Annotated in this window: 11 protein-coding genes; all 11 read left to right on the plus strand. The window is 38.4% G+C overall.

What is annotated here, in order from left to right; all coding sequences use genetic code 11:
- Nucleotides 1-411, plus strand: a 411-nt coding sequence (locus G625_RS0116680; RefSeq protein ID WP_029202004.1) for an aldo/keto reductase, incomplete at its 5' end; no start/stop codon positions are given.
- Between the two features lie 34 nt (nucleotides 412-445).
- Nucleotides 446-604, plus strand: coding sequence for a hypothetical protein (locus G625_RS22615; RefSeq protein WP_156885168.1), 159 nt, complete (start codon nucleotides 446-448; stop codon nucleotides 602-604).
- A gap of 284 nt (nucleotides 605-888) precedes the next feature.
- A complete protein-coding gene (locus tag G625_RS0116690) occupies nucleotides 889-1,083 on the plus strand; it encodes a helix-turn-helix domain-containing protein (protein WP_029202005.1) in 195 nt (64 codons plus the stop codon).
- Nucleotides 1,083-3,932 carry a DEAD/DEAH box helicase gene (locus G625_RS0116695; RefSeq protein WP_029202006.1) on the plus strand — a complete coding sequence of 950 codons (2,850 nt, stop codon included), beginning with the start codon at nucleotides 1,083-1,085 and terminating at the stop codon, nucleotides 3,930-3,932. The genes G625_RS0116690 and G625_RS0116695 overlap by 1 nt, the downstream gene beginning before the upstream one ends.
- Nucleotides 3,933-3,941: 9 nt before the next feature.
- The gene (locus G625_RS0116700; protein ID WP_044933350.1) at nucleotides 3,942-8,663 is read left to right on the plus strand and encodes an Eco57I restriction-modification methylase domain-containing protein; all 4,722 of its coding nucleotides are present in this window, start codon (nucleotides 3,942-3,944) and stop codon (nucleotides 8,661-8,663) included.
- Nucleotides 8,664-8,682: 19 nt separating this feature from the next.
- Nucleotides 8,683-15,129: a DEAD/DEAH box helicase gene (locus G625_RS0116705; protein WP_029202008.1), complete on the plus strand. Its 6,447-nt coding sequence runs from the start codon at nucleotides 8,683-8,685 to the stop codon at nucleotides 15,127-15,129.
- Complete coding sequence (locus tag G625_RS0116710; protein WP_029202009.1) at nucleotides 15,129-17,210, plus strand: UvrD-helicase domain-containing protein; 2,082 nt, start codon at nucleotides 15,129-15,131, stop codon at nucleotides 17,208-17,210. The genes G625_RS0116705 and G625_RS0116710 overlap by 1 nt, the downstream gene beginning before the upstream one ends.
- 82 nt (nucleotides 17,211-17,292) lie before the next feature.
- The gene (locus G625_RS0116715; protein WP_029202010.1) at nucleotides 17,293-19,128 is read left to right on the plus strand and encodes an ATP-dependent nuclease; all 1,836 of its coding nucleotides are present in this window, start codon (nucleotides 17,293-17,295) and stop codon (nucleotides 19,126-19,128) included.
- 2 nt (nucleotides 19,129-19,130) lie between these two features.
- The gene (locus G625_RS0116720) at nucleotides 19,131-20,684 is read left to right on the plus strand and encodes a UvrD-helicase domain-containing protein (protein ID WP_029202011.1); all 1,554 of its coding nucleotides are present in this window, start codon (nucleotides 19,131-19,133) and stop codon (nucleotides 20,682-20,684) included.
- A gap of 103 nt (nucleotides 20,685-20,787) precedes the next feature.
- Entirely contained in the window at nucleotides 20,788-21,180 is a 393-nt protein-coding gene (locus G625_RS0116725; protein ID WP_029202012.1) for a DUF262 domain-containing protein, read from the plus strand.
- Between the two features lie 70 nt (nucleotides 21,181-21,250).
- The coding region (locus tag G625_RS0116730) for a transposase-like zinc-binding domain-containing protein (RefSeq protein ID WP_029202013.1) at nucleotides 21,251-21,487 on the plus strand (237 nt) is incomplete at its 3' end.

Consider the following 21,487-nt stretch of genomic DNA (forward strand, 5'->3'; position numbering starts at 1 on the left):
ATGGAGGAGCTTTGGAGGATTCCTGAGGGAAGAAACTGTCTTGTGAATCAGGTGCTTTATCACACAGGTTCACGTGGAATTGAGTTTTCACTTCTACCCTGGATGGTGGAGCATGACGTTGCTCTTATGTCATATTGTCCGCTGGCTCAGGCTGGTTCATTAAGACGCGGTCTTTTCCAAAATAAGACACTTCAGGAACTTGCTGCCAAGCATGGCGTAACTGTTCCCGAAATCATGCTTGCCTGGAACATAAGAAACGGTCATACTATCGCGATTCCAAGAAGCTCAAAGTCTGAGCATACCTTGTCCAATGCCCATGCCGACAGCATAGAGCTTACTGCGGAGGAGCTTGCTATGATTGATATGGCATATCCGAAGCCGACACACAAGGAATATCTCGATATGCAATAACGTAATGATTTTGTAAGGGGGGTCAGACCCCAATGTGTGTTCAGGAAAAGAAAAGACCTATGCCGAGTACCGGCAGGCAAAGCAGGAAATGAAAGATATACAGATGGCAAAATACAATGTTGATCTGTTCCTCAAATTTGAGGAGCAGAAAGAGCAAGTTGAAAAGCAGAAGACAACGGAACAGACTCGTTAAGACCGAGGGAGATTTCATTGTGGCGACACAGTGGAGTCTTCCTCTTTTTTGCGTTATAGGCAAATGCACTCAGCGTCAGTTTATCTGATGCGTGGCTCCGAGTGATAACGAGGTTCAGGGGGATTGGGGGAATGATCACCAACAAGTAAAGATGCGCCGAGGGTCCGAGGTGCCCTGCTTGCGAAAATGATCTTGAGTTCGAAATAACTAGACTTTGTTCCGATAAAAGAATATAATAAAATTGTAGTGATCCTGTTGTTTTTTAAGAAGAATGAGGTAACTAAATGGAATATTTAACAACAGTTGAGTTATCAAAACTATGGGGAATCTCATCCAGACGTATTGGTGTGCTCTGCGCAGAAAATCGTCTTAAGGGGGCAATAAAAAAGGGCAAAACATGGCTGATTCCATCCGATGTGGAAAAACCAAAAGATGAAAGAATTAAATCCGGAAAATATATTAAGGAGAACAATAACTAATGTCTGATCAGTCTGTAAAATATACACCTGGCATGCGTGTAATCATTCGTGATGAGGAATGGATGATTAAGAAAGCCGAAAAGAATACTTTGGGAAATGATGCTCTTTATTGTACGGGTATAACTCCGCTCATAAAAGACAGAGAAGCAATTTTTCTATCTGATCTTGAAGATATTAAAGTGGTTGATCCTGCAAAGGTAAAACTCGTTGCTGATGATTCGCCACATTTCATCAAGTCACAGATTTATATAGAAAGTCAGTGGAGGCAAAAACTGCCTACTGATACAAAGATTCATATTGGAGATAAGGCATGCATGGATCCATTGCCTTATCAGCTTGAACCTGCTCAATTTGCACTTAGAAAACCTCGTCAGCGCATCCTCATAGCTGATGCAGTAGGTCTTGGTAAGACGCTTGAAGCAGGTATTTTAATGTCAGAACTTATTGCAAGAGGTAAGGGTAAGAGAATTCTAGTTGTCACTGTAAAGAGTATGATGACACAGTTTCAGAAAGAAATGTGGAACAGATTTACTATACCACTTGTCAGGTTGGATTCTGCAAGAATTCAGAAGATAAGAGCAAGTCTCCCTTCGAATTACAACCCGTTTTTCTATTATGACAAAACAATTGTTTCGGTAGATACACTTAAGAGGGACGTAGAATACAGGACGCATCTTGAAAATGCGTATTGGGACATTATTGTAATCGATGAAGCACAGAATGTTGCAAGAAGAGGAGATCGCCAGGCGCAAAGATCAAGACTGGCAACCTTACTTGCAGATAGATCAGATACCATGATCATGCTTTCTGCTACTCCTCATGATGGGCATGCGGAGAGCTTTGCTTCGCTTATGAAAATGTTAGATCCTACAGCTATAGCCAATGAAAAGGATTATACGCCTGATGATATCAAGGGTTTGTTTATCAGACGTTTTAAGAAAGATATTCGAAATCAGGTAAGTGGTGCTTTTCTTGAGAGAAAAGTTAAGCTTGAACAGTGTGAGGCGTCTACAAGAGAAGAATATGCATATGACATATTTGCCAACATGCATCTCGTCATGGACGAAGGCAAAAACAAGGGAACAGGTCAGCTCTTTAAGACTAGTCTTGAGAAGTCACTTTTTTCAAGCCCTGCAGCTTGTATAAAGAGCATTGAGGAACGCTTGAAGAAACTTCGTAAAAAGTATGATGATGGCTCCATGCCAGATATTTCCGCTCTTGAAGAGCTGGAAGAGGCATTAACACAGATAACGGATAAGGATTTTTCAAGATATCAGAAGCTGTTATCAATTCTCTCTGATCCTGGATATGGTTGGCATGCCGGAGCTTCTGATGACAGAATTGTAATATTCACTGAGAGAATAGAGACAATGAAGTTTCTCGCTCACCATCTGAAAGAAGATCTGCATATGAAGGATAACCAGGTGCAGGAAATATCCGGTGCAATGGGAGATGCAGAACTTCAGAAAATAGTTGAAGACTTCGGTCGAGAAGAATCTCCGATGAGAATTCTTGTTGCATCAGATGTTGCATCGGAAGGTCTGAACCTTCATTATCTCAGCCATAGAATGATTCATTTTGATATTCCGTGGTCACTTATGGTATTTCAACAGAGAAATGGACGTATTGACAGATATGGCCAGGTAAAGCAGCCTGACATCAGATATTTAGTTGAGACTTGTAAGAATGAGGACATGAGGGGAGATCTTCGGAACCTTGAAATCCTTGTAACCAAGGAGGAACAGGCACAGAGAAATATTGGAGATCCATCATTGTTACTTGGTCAGTTTGAAATCGAAGGAGAAGAATTGATCATTGCAGGCGCAATGGAAAATGATACCAGTGAGGAAGCATTTTCTGAAATGCTTAATGCAGATAAGGAAGAGGCGTTCAATCCTCTAGAGGCTCTTCTTGCTCAGGCAAAACCAGCTGAGAAATCAACAGAAGAAATTCAGGTTAATACAACTGAAGATGAAACCTTATTCAAAGATATAGATTATTTGTACATGGCACTTTCTTACCTTGGACAGAAGACAAAACAACCAGTAGAAAAGCTTAAAACTGTGTCAGGTCTTGATATCGGAATCACTGATGATATGAGAAAAAGATTAAATGCTTTGATTCCAGAAGAGGCGATGCCGACAGGAGATCACCTTCTTGTTAGCGATAATAAGCAGTACTGCATGAATGAAATGAAGAACAGTATGCAGAAAAACATGGAGGAGACAGCATGGCCGACAACGCAATATTTATGGAAGCAACATCCTCTATTTACGTGGATAAACGATAAGGCTGGACTGCTTTTCAAGAGAGATGAGGTTCCAGTGCTTGGAATTCAGAATCAGATGCAGAAGGGTGAAGTGGTATTTATAACAAACGGAAGCTTCCCTAATAAGAAATCTACGTCGTTGATCGATGACTGGTTTGGCGTTTGCTATAAGAATGGACAATTTACAGGAATTGTTTCAATGGAAGAATTGGTGCAGATAACTGGGCTGGCTCATACTGATCTGGTCAATGCAGGGACAATTTCAGATGATAATATGTCTGATACTGCAGCATTTCTTGAAGATGCCGTTAGCAAAGCAAAGACTTACCTTTCGGAAGATTTAAAGAAATATAGAGCGAAGCTAGATCCGCTTCTCAGTGAAGAAATCAATAAACTCGCATCACTCGAAGAGAAGCATAAATATTACCAAATGTCACTTTTTGAGAGTGAGAGAAAAAAGAGCGAGCAGGAACGAAAAGTTGATGAGCTCTTTGATAAGTTTGAAAAATGGGTAACAGAAAGTCTATCTATTGAAGACAGACCTTACATAAGGTTTGTTGCAGTACTTATGGGAGTGTAAGAGACAGATATGAGCATAGATTTAAAAGGAATTAACAATCAGAACGAATATTATACCAATCATTACTTTGCTACAGTTTTCGAAGAAAACGAAGCAGATACTATTTCCAAATGGCGTAATGAGGCTCATGAAGATGAAGGAGTACGTACTCCGTGGTCATATTTGAGAGATGCGGCAAGGAGCTATGGCGTTGCACATGAGAGATACTTACGCTCCGGATTTGATATGCAGACACTTGCCAATATCAGGGACCTAGCAGATAAATATATGCTGGCACTTGGATATCCGGAAGCTCATCCCGAGAAAATTCAGATAGACGATGAGACAACTGTTCCTGTTTATCTGGAAGTAAAGAAGTCTAATGGTGCACCGCTTCTTTGGATATTACTTGGTGCATCAGAAGATAAAGATGCCGGAATCCTTGAAAGAAGTACTTTTGATACTGAAGCGGTGGTTGATGGTAGCACTATGTCTGTCCCTGATGAGATACTGACTACCGGTGCAAATGAAGATCTTGCAACAAAGATACTTTTCGCACTTGATGAACCTCCGAGATTTCTTATTTTCATTGGAATGAATCAGATTGCATTGATTGACCGTAACAAATGGAACGAGAAGAGATATCTGCAGTTTGATCTGGATGATATCTTTGGTCGTAGAGAAGAGACAACTCTTCAGGCAATGGCAGTGCTTCTTCATAAGGACAGTTTGTGCCCTGATGAAGGAAAAGTTCTGTTGGATGAGTTTGATGAAGAGTCGCAGAGGAATGCGTCCGGAGTATCAAAAGATTTGAAATATGCATTGAGAGAAAGCATAGAACTTTTGGGAAATGAAGTCCTTTATGACATGAAAAATCGTCGTGGATTGGATTTGAATGCCAATCCGGTAGATGCATCTGAGCTTACAATTCAGTGTCTTAGGTATATGTATAGAATGCTTTTTGTACTTTTCATAGAGTCGAGATCTGACCTTGGGTATGCTCCTATGAAATCTCCGGTATATTTTTCTGCTTATTCATTGGAGTCACTTCGAGATATAGCTGAGTCAGTTCGTGACGATATTGAAGAAGTCGGGGAGAGCTTTTATCTCTTTGATACACTTGAAAAACTATATGACTTAATATATAGCGGATATCCGGATTCTGATGAAAAGCAAAAGGAACTGGAAGCATTAGAAAGTAAGCATGATGTATTCCAGGTAGCACCTCTTAAGGCACATATTTTTGATCCTGAGAGAACTGCTTTAATTTCAAATTCGAAGGTTAGAAACAGTGTAATGCTGAAAATTATTGATCTTATGAGCATTACCAAGGGCACTGGTAAGAAAGGTAGCAGAGGAAGAATCTCCTACTCAAATCTTGGAATCAACCAGATGGGTGCTGTTTATGAGGCACTGCTTTCTTATCGTGGATTTATTGCAGAAAGAGATCTGTATGAAGTAAAGGCTGCAGGTGCAAACTTTGATGAATTGGACGTTGGATATTTCGTTCTAGAAGAGGATCTTGATCAGTATACAGAGGAAGAACGCGTTTATACGACTGATGGCAATGGTAGAAAAGTTCTTCGTATGTACGAGAAAGGCAAATTTATATACAGACTTGCAGGAAGAGAGCGAGAAAAATCTGCATCATACTATACACCGGAAGTCCTTACCAGGTGTTTGGTAAAGTATGCTCTTAAAGAACTGCTAAAAGATAAGTCTGCTGATGAGATTCTTCAGCTTAATATATGTGAGCCAGCTATGGGAAGTGCAGCGTTTTTAAATGAGGCTATTAATCAGTTGGCGGAAGCATATCTTGAGAAAAAAGAGAAAGAGCTTGGTAAGCCAATTTCTTATGATAAGCGACAGAACGAGCTACAAAAGGTGAAGATGTATATTGCTGACCGCAATGTATACGGAATTGATCTAAATCCTACTGCAGTAGAGCTTGCTGAGGTATCTCTTTGGCTTAACACAATTTATGAAGGTGGATTTGTTCCATGGTTTGGGACACAGCTTGTTAATGGTAACTCTCTTATTGGGGCCAGAAAGCAATGCTATACAGTATCACAAATACAGACATCAGCCAAAGGCATGAGATGGTATGAGTCTGCGCCAGAAAGAGTACCTTTTGGAACTACACGTAAACCAAGAACTCAGGTTTACCATTTTCTTCTTGGTGATCCGGGAATGTCAGCATATAGTGATAAGGTTATTAAGAAATTGGAACCTGACAATATCAAGAAGATTGATAATTGGCGTAAAGAGTTTACAAAACCCTTTGATGATAACGATGTAAAATCTTTACTTGATCTATCCAAAGCTATAGATGACCTTTGGAATCAACAGGTGGCGCTTAGAAAAGAGGTTGATGAGAAAACTCAGGATAATCTTTCTGTATATGGACATGAAGATACTGGGAAGGATTCTCATACAACTATAAGAGAAAAAGACAGGATCTTTAGTGAACTATATAAATCGGAACATATGAAAAATGCAGGACCATATGCAAGATTAAAATTTGCTATGGATTATTGGTGTGCCCTCTGGTTTTGGCCAATTGATCAGGCGGACTTACTTCCTTCAAGAAGTGAGTTCTTATTTGAGATGTCTATTGTTCTGATAGGTACCCAAAATGCTGTTCATTTTACTTCAAAGCAAGAACAATATGGTCAGATGAGTCTGTTTCCGACCGAGTATGATCAGCTTGCTTTTGATTTTGCAGGAATGAATAACAATTCTGTTGTTGATTTGCCCTGGATTATGGAGCATTATCCGAGATTGAAACTCGCTCATGAGATAGCTGAACAACAAAAATTTATGCATTGGGAGCTAGAGTTTGCTGATTTGTTTGCAGAAAAAGGTGGATTCGATTTGGTGATTGGTAATCCACCGTGGATTTGTTTGCGTTGGAATGAGCAAGATGTTCTTTCTGACAGGAATCCTTTGTTTGCAGTGAAAAAAATGACAGCTACTGAAATTACTACTCATAGACAATCTGCTTTATGTGATGAAGTTACTAGAAAAATGTATTTTTCGGAATATGAGGAGTTGTCTGGTCAGCAAGATTTCTTAAATGCCGTGCAAAACTATGCCGTTTTGAGTGGCATGAAAGCAGATTTGTATAAGTGCTTTTTGCCAATGGCTTGGGATATTAACCGCGTAAGTGGATGTTCCGCATTTGTTCATCCTGAGGGTGTATTTGATGATCCTAAAGGAGGCGCTCTTAGAGAAAAATTGTATTCGAGATTGCGCAAACACTATATGTTTGCAAACGAATTAAGGCTTTTTTCTGAAGTAGATCATCATACACAATTTAGCCTAAATGTTTATGGTTGCGTGCAAGATGTTTCTTTTGAAACAATAAGCAATTTGTATGATGCAAGAACTATTGAAGAGTGCTATGAAAGAGACAGAAGAGGTGCAGTTCCAGGAATTAAAGATGAAAATAATAACTGGAATGTTAATGGACATCCTGAACGAATAATATCAGTCGGTAAGAATGAGTTAAGATTATTTGCTAATTTATTTGATGACTCAGACAATTACAGGGTGGCTAGACTTCCACGAATTCATGCCCAGTCGTTAATAGATGTTCTTGAAATTATTAACGATTATCCTAATAGCTTAAGAAATGATGACCTTGTAGATATGTCTACAGTAATGTGGGATGAAACAAAGTCATTGAAGGAACACATTACTGCAAAATTTGAGGATTTTCCCCTAGACAATATCGCTACTATATATTCAGGCCCTAATATAGGGTTGGCGAACCCGATGTTTAAGAGTTGCAGGAAGCCGTGTAATTTAAATAGTGATTATGATATCGTGGATCTTACAACGATAAACGAAGATAGTATACAGAGATTAAAGTATACCGTAGGTTGTGATGTTAATGAATATATAAATAAGAGTCCAGAAAGAGGAAGATATTTATCTGATTATCGAGTTATTATGCGAGAAATGGTCGGGGTTTCGGCTGAAAGATGTCTTTTGGCTACAATCATTCCTCCTAAATGTGGCCATATCCTAACTGTTTTTGGAATAAAACTTAAAAAGGATATTTATAATGTGGCGGGTGTTTTTGAGTCTATAGTATCCGACTATTATATAAAAGCGGTTGGAAGAAATCATATGCAGTTACCGATTTTATCGAGTCTGCCACATCTAAAAGGTGAAATTGCAAAAAAAGTAAGCGTAAGAGCAGCAATGCTTAATTCTCTTAATGCACGATATGAAGATTTGTGGAGTAGAGAATTTGATGAAGATTGGAAAAACGATGGATGGTCTAAGGAAGATGATAGACTTCGTACAGGTATTTTTTCTGATTTGACAAGGAAATGGAGCTTAAATTATGCGCTCAGAACAGATTATGAGCGTCGTTATGCGTTGATTGAAATTGATGTTTTGACAGCTATGGCAATTGGTATGACATTAGATCAATTAAAAACAATTTATCAGATTCAATTTCCTGTTTTACAGTCATATGAGGCAGATACTTGGTATGATCAAAATGGACGTATTGTTTTTACAAATAATCGTTCTTTGAATGGTGTTGGATTGGATAGGAAAGATTGGATTAATGTTCAAAACATGCGAACGGGAACTATTTTAAAGAACGTTGTGGATAATACTCTTATGGGAAGTCCTGTAGAAAGAAAAATTGAGTATGTTGCACCATTTGATAGGTGTGATCGTGAGCAGGATTATGAAATTGCTTGGAAATTTTTTGAAGAGAAGTATAAAGGATGATTAAAGTAGGAGATTAGTTATGTTTCCATCAATATTGGCAAAGCAATTACAAAAGGGTATCGGAGATTATATTGAAACTACTTTCCCGATGACCAATGAACCTTTTAAGGGATCTGTTGAGCATATGGTTGAGGAGACGAAAGAGGCTGTCTACAGAGAACCATATGTAGCTGTGCGCCTCCCATTTCGTGTTGCACAGTCAATGCCGTCATGCTTTCAATCTATACATATGCAGTTCAAACCTTATGTTCATCAAGAGAAAGCATTTGAAAGACTTACAGGTAATGATGGTAGGTCAACTCTTATTGCTACAGGAACTGGATCAGGTAAAACAGAGTGCTTCCTTTATCCTATCCTTGAGTATTGCTATAGGCATCGTGGTGAGCCTGGCATTAAGGCACTGATTATTTATCCTATGAATGCTCTTGCATCAGATCAGGCAAGACGTATAGCTGAACTGATAAATGAAAGTCCGGAACTCAAGGGTAATATAACCGCCGGAATGTACGTGGGTGGTGAGAAACCTGGTGCAGGCAGCCGCATGATGACGGAGCATGGTGTCATTACAGATCATGAGACCATGCTTAATAGTGCTCCGGATATCTTGATGACGAACTATAAGATGCTTGACTACCTTTTGGTGAGACCTAAAGACGCATCATTATGGAGAGATAATACTAATGAAACTCTTAAGTACATTGCTGTCGATGAATTGCATACGTTTGACGGAGCTCAGGGAACAGATCTTGCATGTCTTCTTAGAAGATTAAAAGCCCGTCTCGGAATCATGGGAGGTTATCTTACCTGCGTGGGCACGTCTGCAACCATGGGTGGTAGCAGTTCTTCTACTAGAATTAGGGAATACGCTGAGAGTATATTTGGAGAACCCTTTGAAAACGATTCGGTAGTCACAGAGGACCGCTTATCAGCAGATGAATTCTTTGATGGATGTGAGAAGACCGACTTTGCATTTCCTACAGTAGAACAGGTTGAAAAACTGGAAATTGATATTACTAGTGATGATGCGGATGATTTTATTAGGGATGCTGTTAGTTGCTGGATTACTGACGATATAGCAGATCCGCTGTCAGATGAGGGGCGCATCTTACTTCATGAGAAACTGCTCCATAATAATTTCTTTCAGAATATGATTACGCTGATGGGAGGCAATTACTATCAAGTCTCTTATATAGCCAATGAGTTGAAAAACAGATTTCCAGACATTACCAATTTAGGTGCTCTCAATGATACAGCAATAAATGCACTCTTTGCTCTTACATCTCATGCACGTGTAGGTACAGTGGGACATCTTCGCCCATTTTTAAATGTTCAGGTACAGCTTTGGCTTCGTGAACTTAGAAGAATGGTTGCCAGTGTTGATGCTGATTCGGTCAATTATTCAATTGCGTATGACCTTAATAAGCAGCAATCAGCCCATTATCTTCCTGTTGTTAACTGCAGAGACTGCGGGGCTACAGGCTGGGTTTCTTATGCTAATGAACAGCAGAATGTGACAATGCATGATTTGTCAGCGTTTTATCCCAAGTTTTTTGATGCGGATGATCATGTTGTGATGATGTATCCGTATAAAGAAGAACAGGAAATACCGCAGGGAGTGAACAGGGGATTTTTATGTCCTGAATGCATGAAAGTTAAATTTGCTAATGATGACCAGCATGATGCAGTTTGTGATGCCTGCGGAACGGATATGGTTCCAGTTTTAATCCCTAACCTTGGTGATGCTAGATTCAAAGCGGGTTCTAAGAAGCATAAGCAGTATGTGTGTCCTTTCTGTGGGAGCAGACGTGGTATTGCTCTGATGGGTGTCAGAGCTGCCACTGAAATTAGTGCGGAGGTTACGCAGCTGTTTTCTTCAAGATTTAATGATGATAAGAAAACACTTGCATTCTCTGATAATGTTCAAGATGCAGCTCATAGGGCTGGATTTTTTAATGCTCGTACTTGGAGATTTGGTTTAAGAAGTGCTATCCAGAAATATGTTCAGGATGGTGGGGCAGATCTGTCTTTGGCAGATTTTACCACAGGTTTCATAAAGTATTGGAGAGAGACACAGGGACTTTCGAAAGAAGATTTTGTTAGTATGTTCATTGCTCCTAATATGACATGGATGCATTCGTATGAAGATATGATTGCGGACAGAAAGCTTAAGAATGACAGGCTTGCTACAAAGCTCATTGCCGACATTGAAAGCAGGCTTTCATATGAAATTATGCTTGAATATGGTCTTGCTGCAAGTGTTGGTCGCACTTTGGAAAAATCAGGATGTTCAACTATTTATTTTCCTGCAGAAGATATAGAAAAAATAGCGGATCAAGTTCAGGAAAGAGTTGTAAATGAACTTGGTGAGATGACATCTGTAGATATTAAGGCATTCAGACGCATGGTTGTCGGATTCCTTAATACGATGAGAAGAAATGGCGCTTTTGATGACGAGGCTTTTTATCAGATGGTCCAGAACGACTTTAAGTTTTATCTTCTGTCAGCTGATTATCTAAGGTGGATGCCGGGACTCCAGTCTGGAAGAAATACGCCAAGATTTCTTGTTGAGTATAGAGGATCAGGAAGAGGAAAGAAGAATTCTTATGATTCGTATAAAGATCGTAAATATACTGATTGGATAGCACATTGCTCTAATATTGTTCTTCCAAATACAGAAAATGTTTATGAAATGGTTGCCAAGATTATTCTTGAGGAATCCGTCAGAAATGGAATTGTATCTAAGCTTCCTTCAACACCTGAATATGATGTGTATGGATTAAATAAAGAGCATGTGTTTATTTCTCAAAATGTAGTACAGATGCGCTGCAGTGATTGTGGAAGTGTGCATTCTGTCCCGGAGGAAAATAAAGTATTATGGGATGGGGCACATTGTTTAAGAACAATCTGCCAGGGTGATTTGGAGGAGGATCCTGATGCCGGCCTGGATTATTATGGAAAATTATTTTCTGATGGCGACACCGAGAGGGTTAATGCCAGAGAACATACCGGGCTTTTGGAACGTCCTGATAGGGAAAGCCTTGAAGATGATTTCAAGCGTGGTGCAGATACCCGAAGATTATGGGATCCAAATGTTTTATCCTGCACACCTACACTTGAGATGGGTATCGATATTGGCGATCTTTCATCTGTAATCCTTTGCAATATGCCTCCTGCTCAGGCTCAGTTTCTACAGAGAGCTGGACGTGCAGGCAGAAAAGATGGCAATGCATTGACACTTATAGTTGCAAATGCAAGACCACATGATTTGTATTTCTACGCTGATCCTATGGATATGATTTCCGGTGACGTTGAACCACCTAAGATTTTTTTGAATGCGTCTGCTGTACTTGAACGACAGTTTGTTGCTTTCTGTATGGATTCATGGGTAAGAAAGGGCATTCCGGAAGAAGCAATACCTAAGAAGGTTGGGAACTGCTTGAATAAGCTAGAATCACATCCGAATGATGTATTCCCTTTCAATTTTCTTGATTATGTACAGAATAATACAACGAACAGGCTGAATTCTTTTATACAGCTTTTTCCTGAACTGGAGACGGCTACGAAGGATGAGCTTCATGATTTTGCACAGGGCAAGGGTATGGAAGACAGCCCTATGTATGTACGTGTACTTGATAAGTTCAATGCATTAAAAGGACAGAGGGATTCAGTAAGTAAGAATATTGATGAAATTGATGACATGATCAAGGTCCTCAAAGCAAAGCCTAAGGATAGTTCAATTGATGATGAAATAGCAGAGCTGAACTCTGAAAAGAAGGCACTGCAAGAAGTAAAGCGCGTTATGGGAGAAAAGGATGTATTCAATTTCCTTTCCGATGAGGGGCTTCTCCCTAATTATGCATTTCCTGAAGCTGGTATTGTATTGAAGACTATTCTTTACAGGAAAGAGGATCAAGAAGATCAGACTTCCCAGAAAAAGAATTATCAGAAGATGGTTTATGAATATCATAGATCAGCATCAGCTGCTATCAGCGAATTTGCACCTGGAAATACTTTTTATGCTGATGGTAGAAAGATGGAAATTGATCAGATTGATGTATCAACAGCTCAGCCTGCCAAGTGGAGATTGTGTCCGAATTGCGCGTATGCCGAAGAGGAGGCAGAGGCAAAACTTCATCATATTGCTGAGTGTCCAAGATGCCATTGCACTGCTTGGGCAGATTCCGGTCAGGTAAGAAATATGCTTAAGGTTCAGATGGTCTATTCCAATATGGATTATACCAAAGATCTTATATCAGATGAGAGCGATGACAGAACTGTTGCATATTATAATAAGCAGCTGCTTGTAGATGTAGATGAGGATCTGGAAAATAATGTTCCTGTAGCTTATGAGATGGATAATGATGAATTCCCGTTTGGCTATGAGTATGTCAATAAGGCTACACTACGGGAAATTAATTTCGGTGCGAATGATATGGTAGGCGATAAGCTGACTGTTTCCGGACGAGAGGGTGTTGCTAAGGGCTTCAGAATCTGTAAGTATTGCGGAAAGATCATACCTGATGGTGCAAATGGATACAATTCTAAGCATCATAGCCGATTCTGTAAATCACAGAAGATGTCTCCTATAGAGCAGGAAAATTCTGTAGAGGAGTGTTTGTTCCTGTATCGTCAGTTTGAGACAGAAGCACTACGTATTCTGGTTCCAGCTACGACACTGGATGTTTTGTCTACTGAGTCATTTGTGGCAGCGTTTATGTTGGGACTGAAAGAAAAATTCGGAAATATCGATCATCTTAGAGCTACTGTTAGTGAGATGCCAGTACCGGAAAAGGATGAACGCAAGCAGTATCTTGTCATATATGACTCGGTTCCAGGTGGCACTGGTTATCTGAAACAGTTCATAGCAAATGATTCGGATGATCCAGAACAGAATCTTATGGTGCAGATTCTTGAGAACGCCCTGAAGGTGATGGAGAATTGTTCATGCAAGGATGATGAACAGAAGGATGGTTGCTATCATTGCTTGTATGCATATAGACAAAGCAATAATATCGGCAATATATCAAGGCGTTCTGCAATGAAGTTACTGAGAAGTATTCTAAGTGGTAAGAAGAGATTAACCAAGATTAAGAATATCAGTAATATCGATCCTAATCCTCTGTTCGGCAGTGAACTTGAGAGAAGGTTTATTGCTGCTTTTGAGCAGAGTAGTTCAGGACAGCATGTGATTACTACTACACCTTCAATTGTTAATGGCAAGGAAGGATATATATTAAAGGTAAATGGTGTCACATGGGAAATTGAACCACAGGTTAGATTGGATGCTGAACAGGGAGTTGTTTTTGACGGTTTGCATGGTGGAGAGGGATATTGTGTTCCTGACTTCGTTATCTGGCCAGTAACACAGAAAGATAAGCTCCCAGTTGCAGTATTTACTGATGGTTATGATGTTCATAAGAACGAAGTGGATGATGATACTCTTAAACGTGAAGCAATCAGAAGGAGTGGTCACTTTATAGTATGGGGGCTGACCTACAAGGATGTCCAGAATGTATTTAAGGAAGCAGGAGATTATTATACAAATGCGCTTATGGCTGAGAAAATGCCTTCAGGACCAAATGTATATCAAAGAATGATTACGGATGGTAAGGCGGATCTAATCAGGCCAGATAAAATGTCTACATTTGATTTGCTGCTTAGGTATCTTGAAATTGATAATGCAATAGATCTTTTTGCAACGCATGCAAAGGCATATTCACTGTCATTATTAAGACCTGCAGATCTTGCAAATAAAATTGCATTTATGGGTTGGAATTCTGAGGTGTCAAAAGTTATTAATAGTGCTAATTTCAAAGACTCTGACTATCAGGAAATGGACACTTTATTTGGAACCTGGGCGCCAAGATCGACGCTTCCTCTTATAAAAATCTACGCTGGAGTAAGTGTCTCTGAAATGAAGCAGAATCCAACTATGGCTGCAGATGTAATTATCGTACTTGATGATAGAGAAAGTGTCAGAACAGATAAGTATATAGAGGAGTGGAACGGATTCTGGAAATTCTATAATGTGATGCAGTTTTTACCTCATTTTATAGGGGTAAGTACTGTGGGTATAGAAGAAAATATTTATTCAAGAATGCCTATTGAGAATATTATTCCCTCGGCAACTCCCGTTGGAGATGAACATAGTATTTCTGAAATACATGTTGATCCTGCATGGAAAGAAATCTTTGAGGAAGAGCTTGAATACTCTCCGGATGAAGCAAAGGAGTTTGCTAAGAAACTTATGGAGCTTGGCATCTCTGCTCCGGATTCTATAGGCTATGAGACAGGAGATTTAGATGATGCTGTATCAGAGACTGTAGAGATGGCATGGACTGATTTGAAGATTGGATATTTAACAGAAGATCAGCTGAGTTCAAAGGCTGTTTTGGAAAAAGCAGGATGGAAGATCTTTGATAAGAATTCTGAAATAGATGCATCAGCATTTGGAGGTGAGAACTAATGGGAGAAGTTAAGGTTGCGATTGCATCGAGTTTTCTTGACGCTTTTGTGAAATTAAAAAATAGACAGATACAAGGGAAAACCACTGAGTTTGTTAATAAATTCAGGAATGATCCTAAGGCACCAGGAATAAATTACGAAAAAATACACAACGCGCTGGATGATAAGTTTTGTTCTGTGAGAATAGATGACACATATAGAGGAATAGTCGTTAGAGAAGATGATACATATGTCTTGCTTTGGGTTGATCATCATGATGAGGCCTATGACTGGGCAAGCAGAAAAAGATGTGAGGTTAATAAACTGACTGGTGTACTTCAGATTTTTGATGTGCAGGTGTCAGAAGATAAAACTGAGGCAACGGGAATTTTCAGCGTTATAGATGATCAGAGCCTTCTTAAGTTGGGAGTTCCTGAAAGTATTATTGCTTATGTTAAGGACATACCTTCTAAGGAAATCTTTTATCAGAGCAAAGGAACACTTCCACAGGATGCTTTTGAGAACCTTTCATGGTATCTGGAAGGAATACCTATAAATGAAATTATTGATATGGTTGAGTCCAACCGAGATTCTGCTAAAACGGCAGGGACCATTTCTGAGGCATTGGAGCAGCCTGAAACACTGAAATCCTTTGTAGTAGTTGAAGGAGAAGAAGAACTTAAACAGATAATGGCTGCTCCTCTTGAAAAATGGCGTGTATTTCTTCATCCAACCCAGAGAAGAATTGTAAAGAAAGACTTCAGTGGACCTGCGAGAGTCTTGGGAGGAGCTGGAACCGGAAAAACTGTTGTTGCAATGCACAGAGCCAAATATTTGGCTTCTCTATGCGAGGGAAGAGAACGGATACTATTTACAACATATACAGCTAATCTTGCACAAGATATCAAAGAAAACCTGAGAAAGATCTGTTCTGTTGATGAAATGCGTCATATTGAGGTTATTAATTTTGATGCTTGGGTAAAGTCATTTCTTAATGAGAATGGCTATACATCAGATATCAAGTATGGAGACGATATAAAGAAGTTATGGGATGAAGCTGTTCAGTCAGCAGATCCATCTCTTGATTTTGATGAAGATTTTTATATTGAAGAGTGGAATAGAATAGTTGAAGCTCAGGAGACATTCACACTTCCTGATTATATCAGAGCTCCCCGTAATGGTCGTGGTACAAGGCTGGACCGTAAAAAGAGAATACAGATATGGAAAGTATTTGAATCATATATGAATTTGATGAAGGAAAATCAGGTTCATGATGTGAACTATGCCATGTATGAATGTGGAAAGCTGGTTGATAAGATGACTAAAGATGCCAGATATAAGCATATTATTGTTGATGAGGGTCAGGATCTTAGTCCTAATGCATTACGTTTAATGAGAACAATGATGGGTGAAGAACACCAGAATGATATTTTTATTGTCGGTGATGCACACCAACGTATTTATGAAAATCATGCAACGCTTTCTGCCTGCGGAATCAATATTCGTGGACGCAGTAGCATATTGAAGATTAACTATAGAACTACGGATGAAATCAGGAAGTATGCATTTGCCCTACTTAATGGCATTTCGTTTGATGATCTTGATGATTCGACGGATGACAGCGGGAGATGTCAGTCTCTGACACATGGAGATAAACCTGAAATTCATGAATTCAAGGATGCTAGTGAGGAACTTGCATTTATTGATTGTGAAATCAAGAGGCTGAAGGAGTCAGGTGTTAGTCTGAAAGATATCTGTATTACAGCAAGAACAAATACTCTTGTTAACTCATACCAAGCAGAATTAACAAATCTAGGATACAGAGTTTTCGAAATCAAAAGAAACAAAATCGATGATAGAATCCAGGACGGACTCCGTGTAGCAACTATGCATCGTGTAAAGGGCCTTGAATTTCAATATGTTTTTGTTGTTGCAGTCAATGACAGAACTGTTCCGCTTAAGTCTGCAATTCGTCATACAGACAAGGTATCTGAACAAGAAAGTATTACATCCGAGAAGTGCTTGCTGTATGTGGCATTGACTAGGGCACAGAAAGGGGCTTATATATGTAGCTATGGCCACAAGTCAGAGTTTTTGAAGTGATTATCGAGACCCAGTTAAAAAAGTTGGGGAATAGCATTTACCATCTAAGGCATAATAAATCAGAAAAGGATTATGGGGAAAAGTGTATATATCAAAGGTTTCAATAAAAAATTATAGAAATTATAAAGACTTTAACATTGAACTTAAGCCTTTTACCATACTTATTGGTGAGAATAATATTGGAAAAAGTAATCTGCTGGAAGCAATGTTTCTGGTATTATCGCATGATATATCAGTTTATAGAAAGCGAAAGCTAGATATAGAGGATATAAATTACGATGCTATTAAAGAGTTTAAGAAAAAAATAGCTTCTGGAGATGAAGAAATTGTATTCCCAGAAGTAAGAGTGGATTTATATTTTACAGATCCAGATCCTGACCAAGAGTCTATAATTAATGATTGCTGGTTTGACTTTTCGGAGAAAATTGCCAGATTAAGCTATGTGTATAGTATAAAACAACATAATATTGAAAGAATATTAGACAGCTATAAGGTCATTGTAGATCAGAAGCGAGAAGAAGGAAAAACCGATGATGAAATCCTTCAATTTATTGATTTTCCTATAAATGAATACGACTATTCAATTGTGGGAGGCGTTGATGATAAACAAATAGATACTTATTGGCTGAAATTCATGAAAATGGAATACTTGGATGCTCTCCGTGATGCGAAAACGGAATTGAATGCAAGTACAGGAAATAAGTTACTTTACAGAATATTAGCAGATAGAAATGATGAGTCTGACTATGGTGACATTAAAGATGAAATGCTCAAAATAGATCAACTCATTAAAAGTGACAAGTCATTTTTGAAAAACTTAAGAGATGATATATCTGAATATCTTAATAGGTTGTCGTTAGAGACGGAAACCAGTTCAAACAGAGTGGATTTCGAGTTTGGATCAGTTGAATTAAGTGAGATATTAAAGAAAATTGGAATTCAATATGGTGATGATGCAGTTTCTATAGATCGCAATGGACTTGGTAGAAACAATTTGCTTTATATTGCTGTCGTGATGGCTCATTTGTATGAAAAACAAGCAAATTATTATAGGCTTATTGCAATAGAAGAACCTGAGGCCCATCTTTGCCCAATTCTTCAAAGACATTTGGCAGATAACCTTTATGATGGGAACAAAGATAATAAGAAACAGGTTATAATTACCACTCATTCCACACATATAGCAAGTTATCTTGATTTAGAAAACACGGTTATCTTGTATAAGAATAAAGGAGTGGTACAGAAACATTACATACTGGATGGCTTTTCAGCAAAAAAAGAAGATAAAGATACTATTAACTTCCTGAAAAAATGGCTTAATGCTACGAATTCAACTATGTTCTATTCTCGGAAACTGATATTTGTCGAGGGTATTGCAGAGCAGATTTTGATTCCTGTTTTTTATGAATGGAAGTATGGAAAGAAAATAAACAAGGCCAATTGTCAGGTGATCAATGTAAATGGCGTGGCATTTGAACATTTTTTGAAAATTGTTAAAAACGGGTATTTTTTAAAAACAGCAGTCCTGACTGATAGCGATACTGAAACAAAGACAGAGCATCGGGCATCTGACTTAAAGACTAAGTTTGATAGTGATATTACGCATGTGTTTATTACAAGTAATACTACATTTGAAAAAGATATTTTTGATGCTAATTCTTCTAAGGCTGCTAATCGAGAACTGATGGTAGGTGTATTACATTCTATCAGGCCCCAAAAATGTGATGATGCTTGGTGCACTGAGCAAAAGATAAGATTGGATACTCAGAAAGCGTTTGCATGTATGGAAGAATATAAGTCGGATTTTGCTTTTGAATTGGCGGATAGGTTAGCTGAAAAGATGAACAATAAGACAAAAACAATGTTTTCAATACCAAAGTATATTGAAGAAGCATTTAAATTTATTGAGGGAGTATAAAATTGATAGTTACACTTGCAGGCCCAGGAGCAGGAAAGACTACAGATCTAATTAGACAAATTATTGCTGCAATACCAGAGCTCAAAACAAATCGGGAAGCGGCAGTTATTACTTATACAAATGCATCTGCAGATGATTTAAAAAAGAAACTGAAACGAGAGATAAACTTGCCGCATAATTTGTTTATTGGTACAATTCATAGTTTTCTTTTCAGATATTATATTCAGCCTTTCGCTCAAGAGAAGGGATATAGAACAGGCAATACAGTAATAGTGGAAAAATTAAGCGATGACGGAGTTGATTGGGTAGACAAATGGGCGTCAGAAAAAATCACAGATACTTTCAAAAGAAAGATCTTTATTAACAGTAAAAAAGGGGCTATAAGGAATAGGCAGATAGAAGCTGCCGCCAAAAAAGGCATCTACACTTATGATGCGATTATTAAAATCTCAAAAATTTTAAGTGAAGATTCAGAAATATCCAAGGCTATTTCAAATAGACTTCAGTTTTTATTTGTTGATGAATATCAGGATATAGATAAGTATGGTCATAATATAGTGATGAGTCTCCTCAAGAAAAAAAATACTGAGATTTCCTTGGTAGGAGATCCGGATCAAAGTATATATAGATTTCGATACGGTCAGTCTCAGATTGGAGAGCTGGCTCCCAAAGATGGGAAGCAGCCGTTGCGTGAAATGATTGCTTTATGTGAGAGCAATAAAGCGGAAAAGAGGGAATTGCTTGTAAATCACAGGTCTTCCAAAGAAATAGTGAATTTTGCTAATCGTTATGGAACTTTAACGAATCAGACAGCAGAAAAGGGCAATTTGTGCCCGGTAATGATGATAACTGATATCTCACCAGCTGATATTTATAGAAAGTTCAGTGACATTGGTAAAAAGTATGATTGCAAATCATATTATATTCTGGCTAAGAAAAATAAAACATTAGAAAGTTATTCAAAGTTTACACTTGAAACAAATATAACTGGGATAAAAGAATATGACTTAAACCAGATTATCGATTCTTTTGTAGCAGTATCTGGATTATCGAGGCGGGAATTTATAGATGCATATGAATTCAGTAGATTGCAATTGCGAAGAGTTGCTGTTGGAACAAGGATTGCGCTTGAAAAGAAAGATATAAGTTATGAGGATTCTGCACGATTTTGCAAAGATTTGGCTAGAGATTTGTATGGGAAGAATATTATTTTCAAACGAGATACAACACCAGATGAGAAAGGTAAAAATATTGTTTATGGATTCGAGTCATCTGATGGAAATGATGAAATAATAAAAGATTATGGTATACACTGCTTGAGCATTCATAAGTCTAAGGGGCTTGAAGCAGATGCAGTCCTTGTTATAGCTCAGAATGAGAAAGAGTTTATGAAATGGCTCAATATGACTAAGAGTAACATGAAGTCCGATGCAGATGAGGATTATAGACTTGGTTATGTTGCATTTACACGTGCCCGAAAGGTCTTGATTATTGCATGTTCTGACAAGGTAGATATTAGTAATATTAAGAAATCGGTGAAAATAGAAGCAGTGTAATGGATGAAGGCACTTTATCCAAAATCAAATAGATGCGTGCTGATGCGCATAAATGCAAGATAGACATGTGTAATTTTTTTTATGAAATAGTAGGAGGAACTTTATGGCAGTTATGGAAGCTCCGTCTTCGCTGGATACGGATTTAAGAACATTGCTTCAGGAAGTAGATAAGTGCGAGATGCAACTCCCTGAATTTCAGCGTGATTGGACCTGGGATGATAACAGGATACAGGGTATTCTGGCAAGTTTATCACAAGGATATCCTATGGGCGCTATCATGCGTCTGGAATATGGTAACAACGATGTGTTGTTTAAGTATAGACCAATTGAAGGAGTAGCGAAGAAGGATGTTGAACCAAAGCATCTTATACTTGATGGTCAGCAGAGAATGACATCGATGTACAGAGCAGTTTTTTCAAAAGCACCAGTAGAAACCAAAAATGATCAAAAAAAGAAATTATCAAGATTCTATTATATAGATATGGTGTTAGTGTGAAAATGGGTCGGTAGTGCATTATTTTGCACGAGGCATTTGAGATAATGGTCATATCAAAGGAAAGGCGGATATGACTATGAAAGATATCAAAAAAGCCATCGACATTCTGAGGGATTTCTCCAAAGAGGAAATCCTTATCATTTTCAATACTATTATGGAGAGCGTACACTCGGATAAAAAGAAAACCGAGTTGTATGACTGTCCATATTGCTCTGGTAAAAAGGTTATCCGTTATGGCAAGAAGCACGGTAAACAGCGTTTCCTCTGTAAGGAATGCCATAAAACCTACATAACTACAACCAATACA

The sequence above is a fragment of the Oribacterium sp. NK2B42 genome (genome assembly GCF_000424445.1).
Lineage (GTDB): Bacteria > Bacillota > Clostridia > Lachnospirales > Lachnospiraceae > Oribacterium.

Excerpts from the sequence above, each read along its gene's own strand:
- G625_RS0116690 (WP_029202005.1), top strand. The coding sequence starts at position 889 with ATGGAATATTTAACAACAGTTGAGTTATCAAAACTATGGGGAATCTCA.
- G625_RS0116695 (WP_029202006.1), top strand. The coding sequence starts at position 1,083 with ATGTCTGATCAGTCTGTAAAATATACACCTGGCATGCGTGTAATCATT.
- G625_RS0116700 (WP_044933350.1), top strand. The coding sequence starts at position 3,942 with ATGAGCATAGATTTAAAAGGAATTAACAATCAGAACGAATATTATACC.
- G625_RS0116705 (WP_029202008.1), top strand. The coding sequence starts at position 8,683 with ATGTTTCCATCAATATTGGCAAAGCAATTACAAAAGGGTATCGGAGAT.
- G625_RS0116710 (WP_029202009.1), top strand. The coding sequence starts at position 15,129 with ATGGGAGAAGTTAAGGTTGCGATTGCATCGAGTTTTCTTGACGCTTTT.
- G625_RS0116725 (WP_029202012.1), top strand. The coding sequence starts at position 20,788 with ATGGCAGTTATGGAAGCTCCGTCTTCGCTGGATACGGATTTAAGAACA.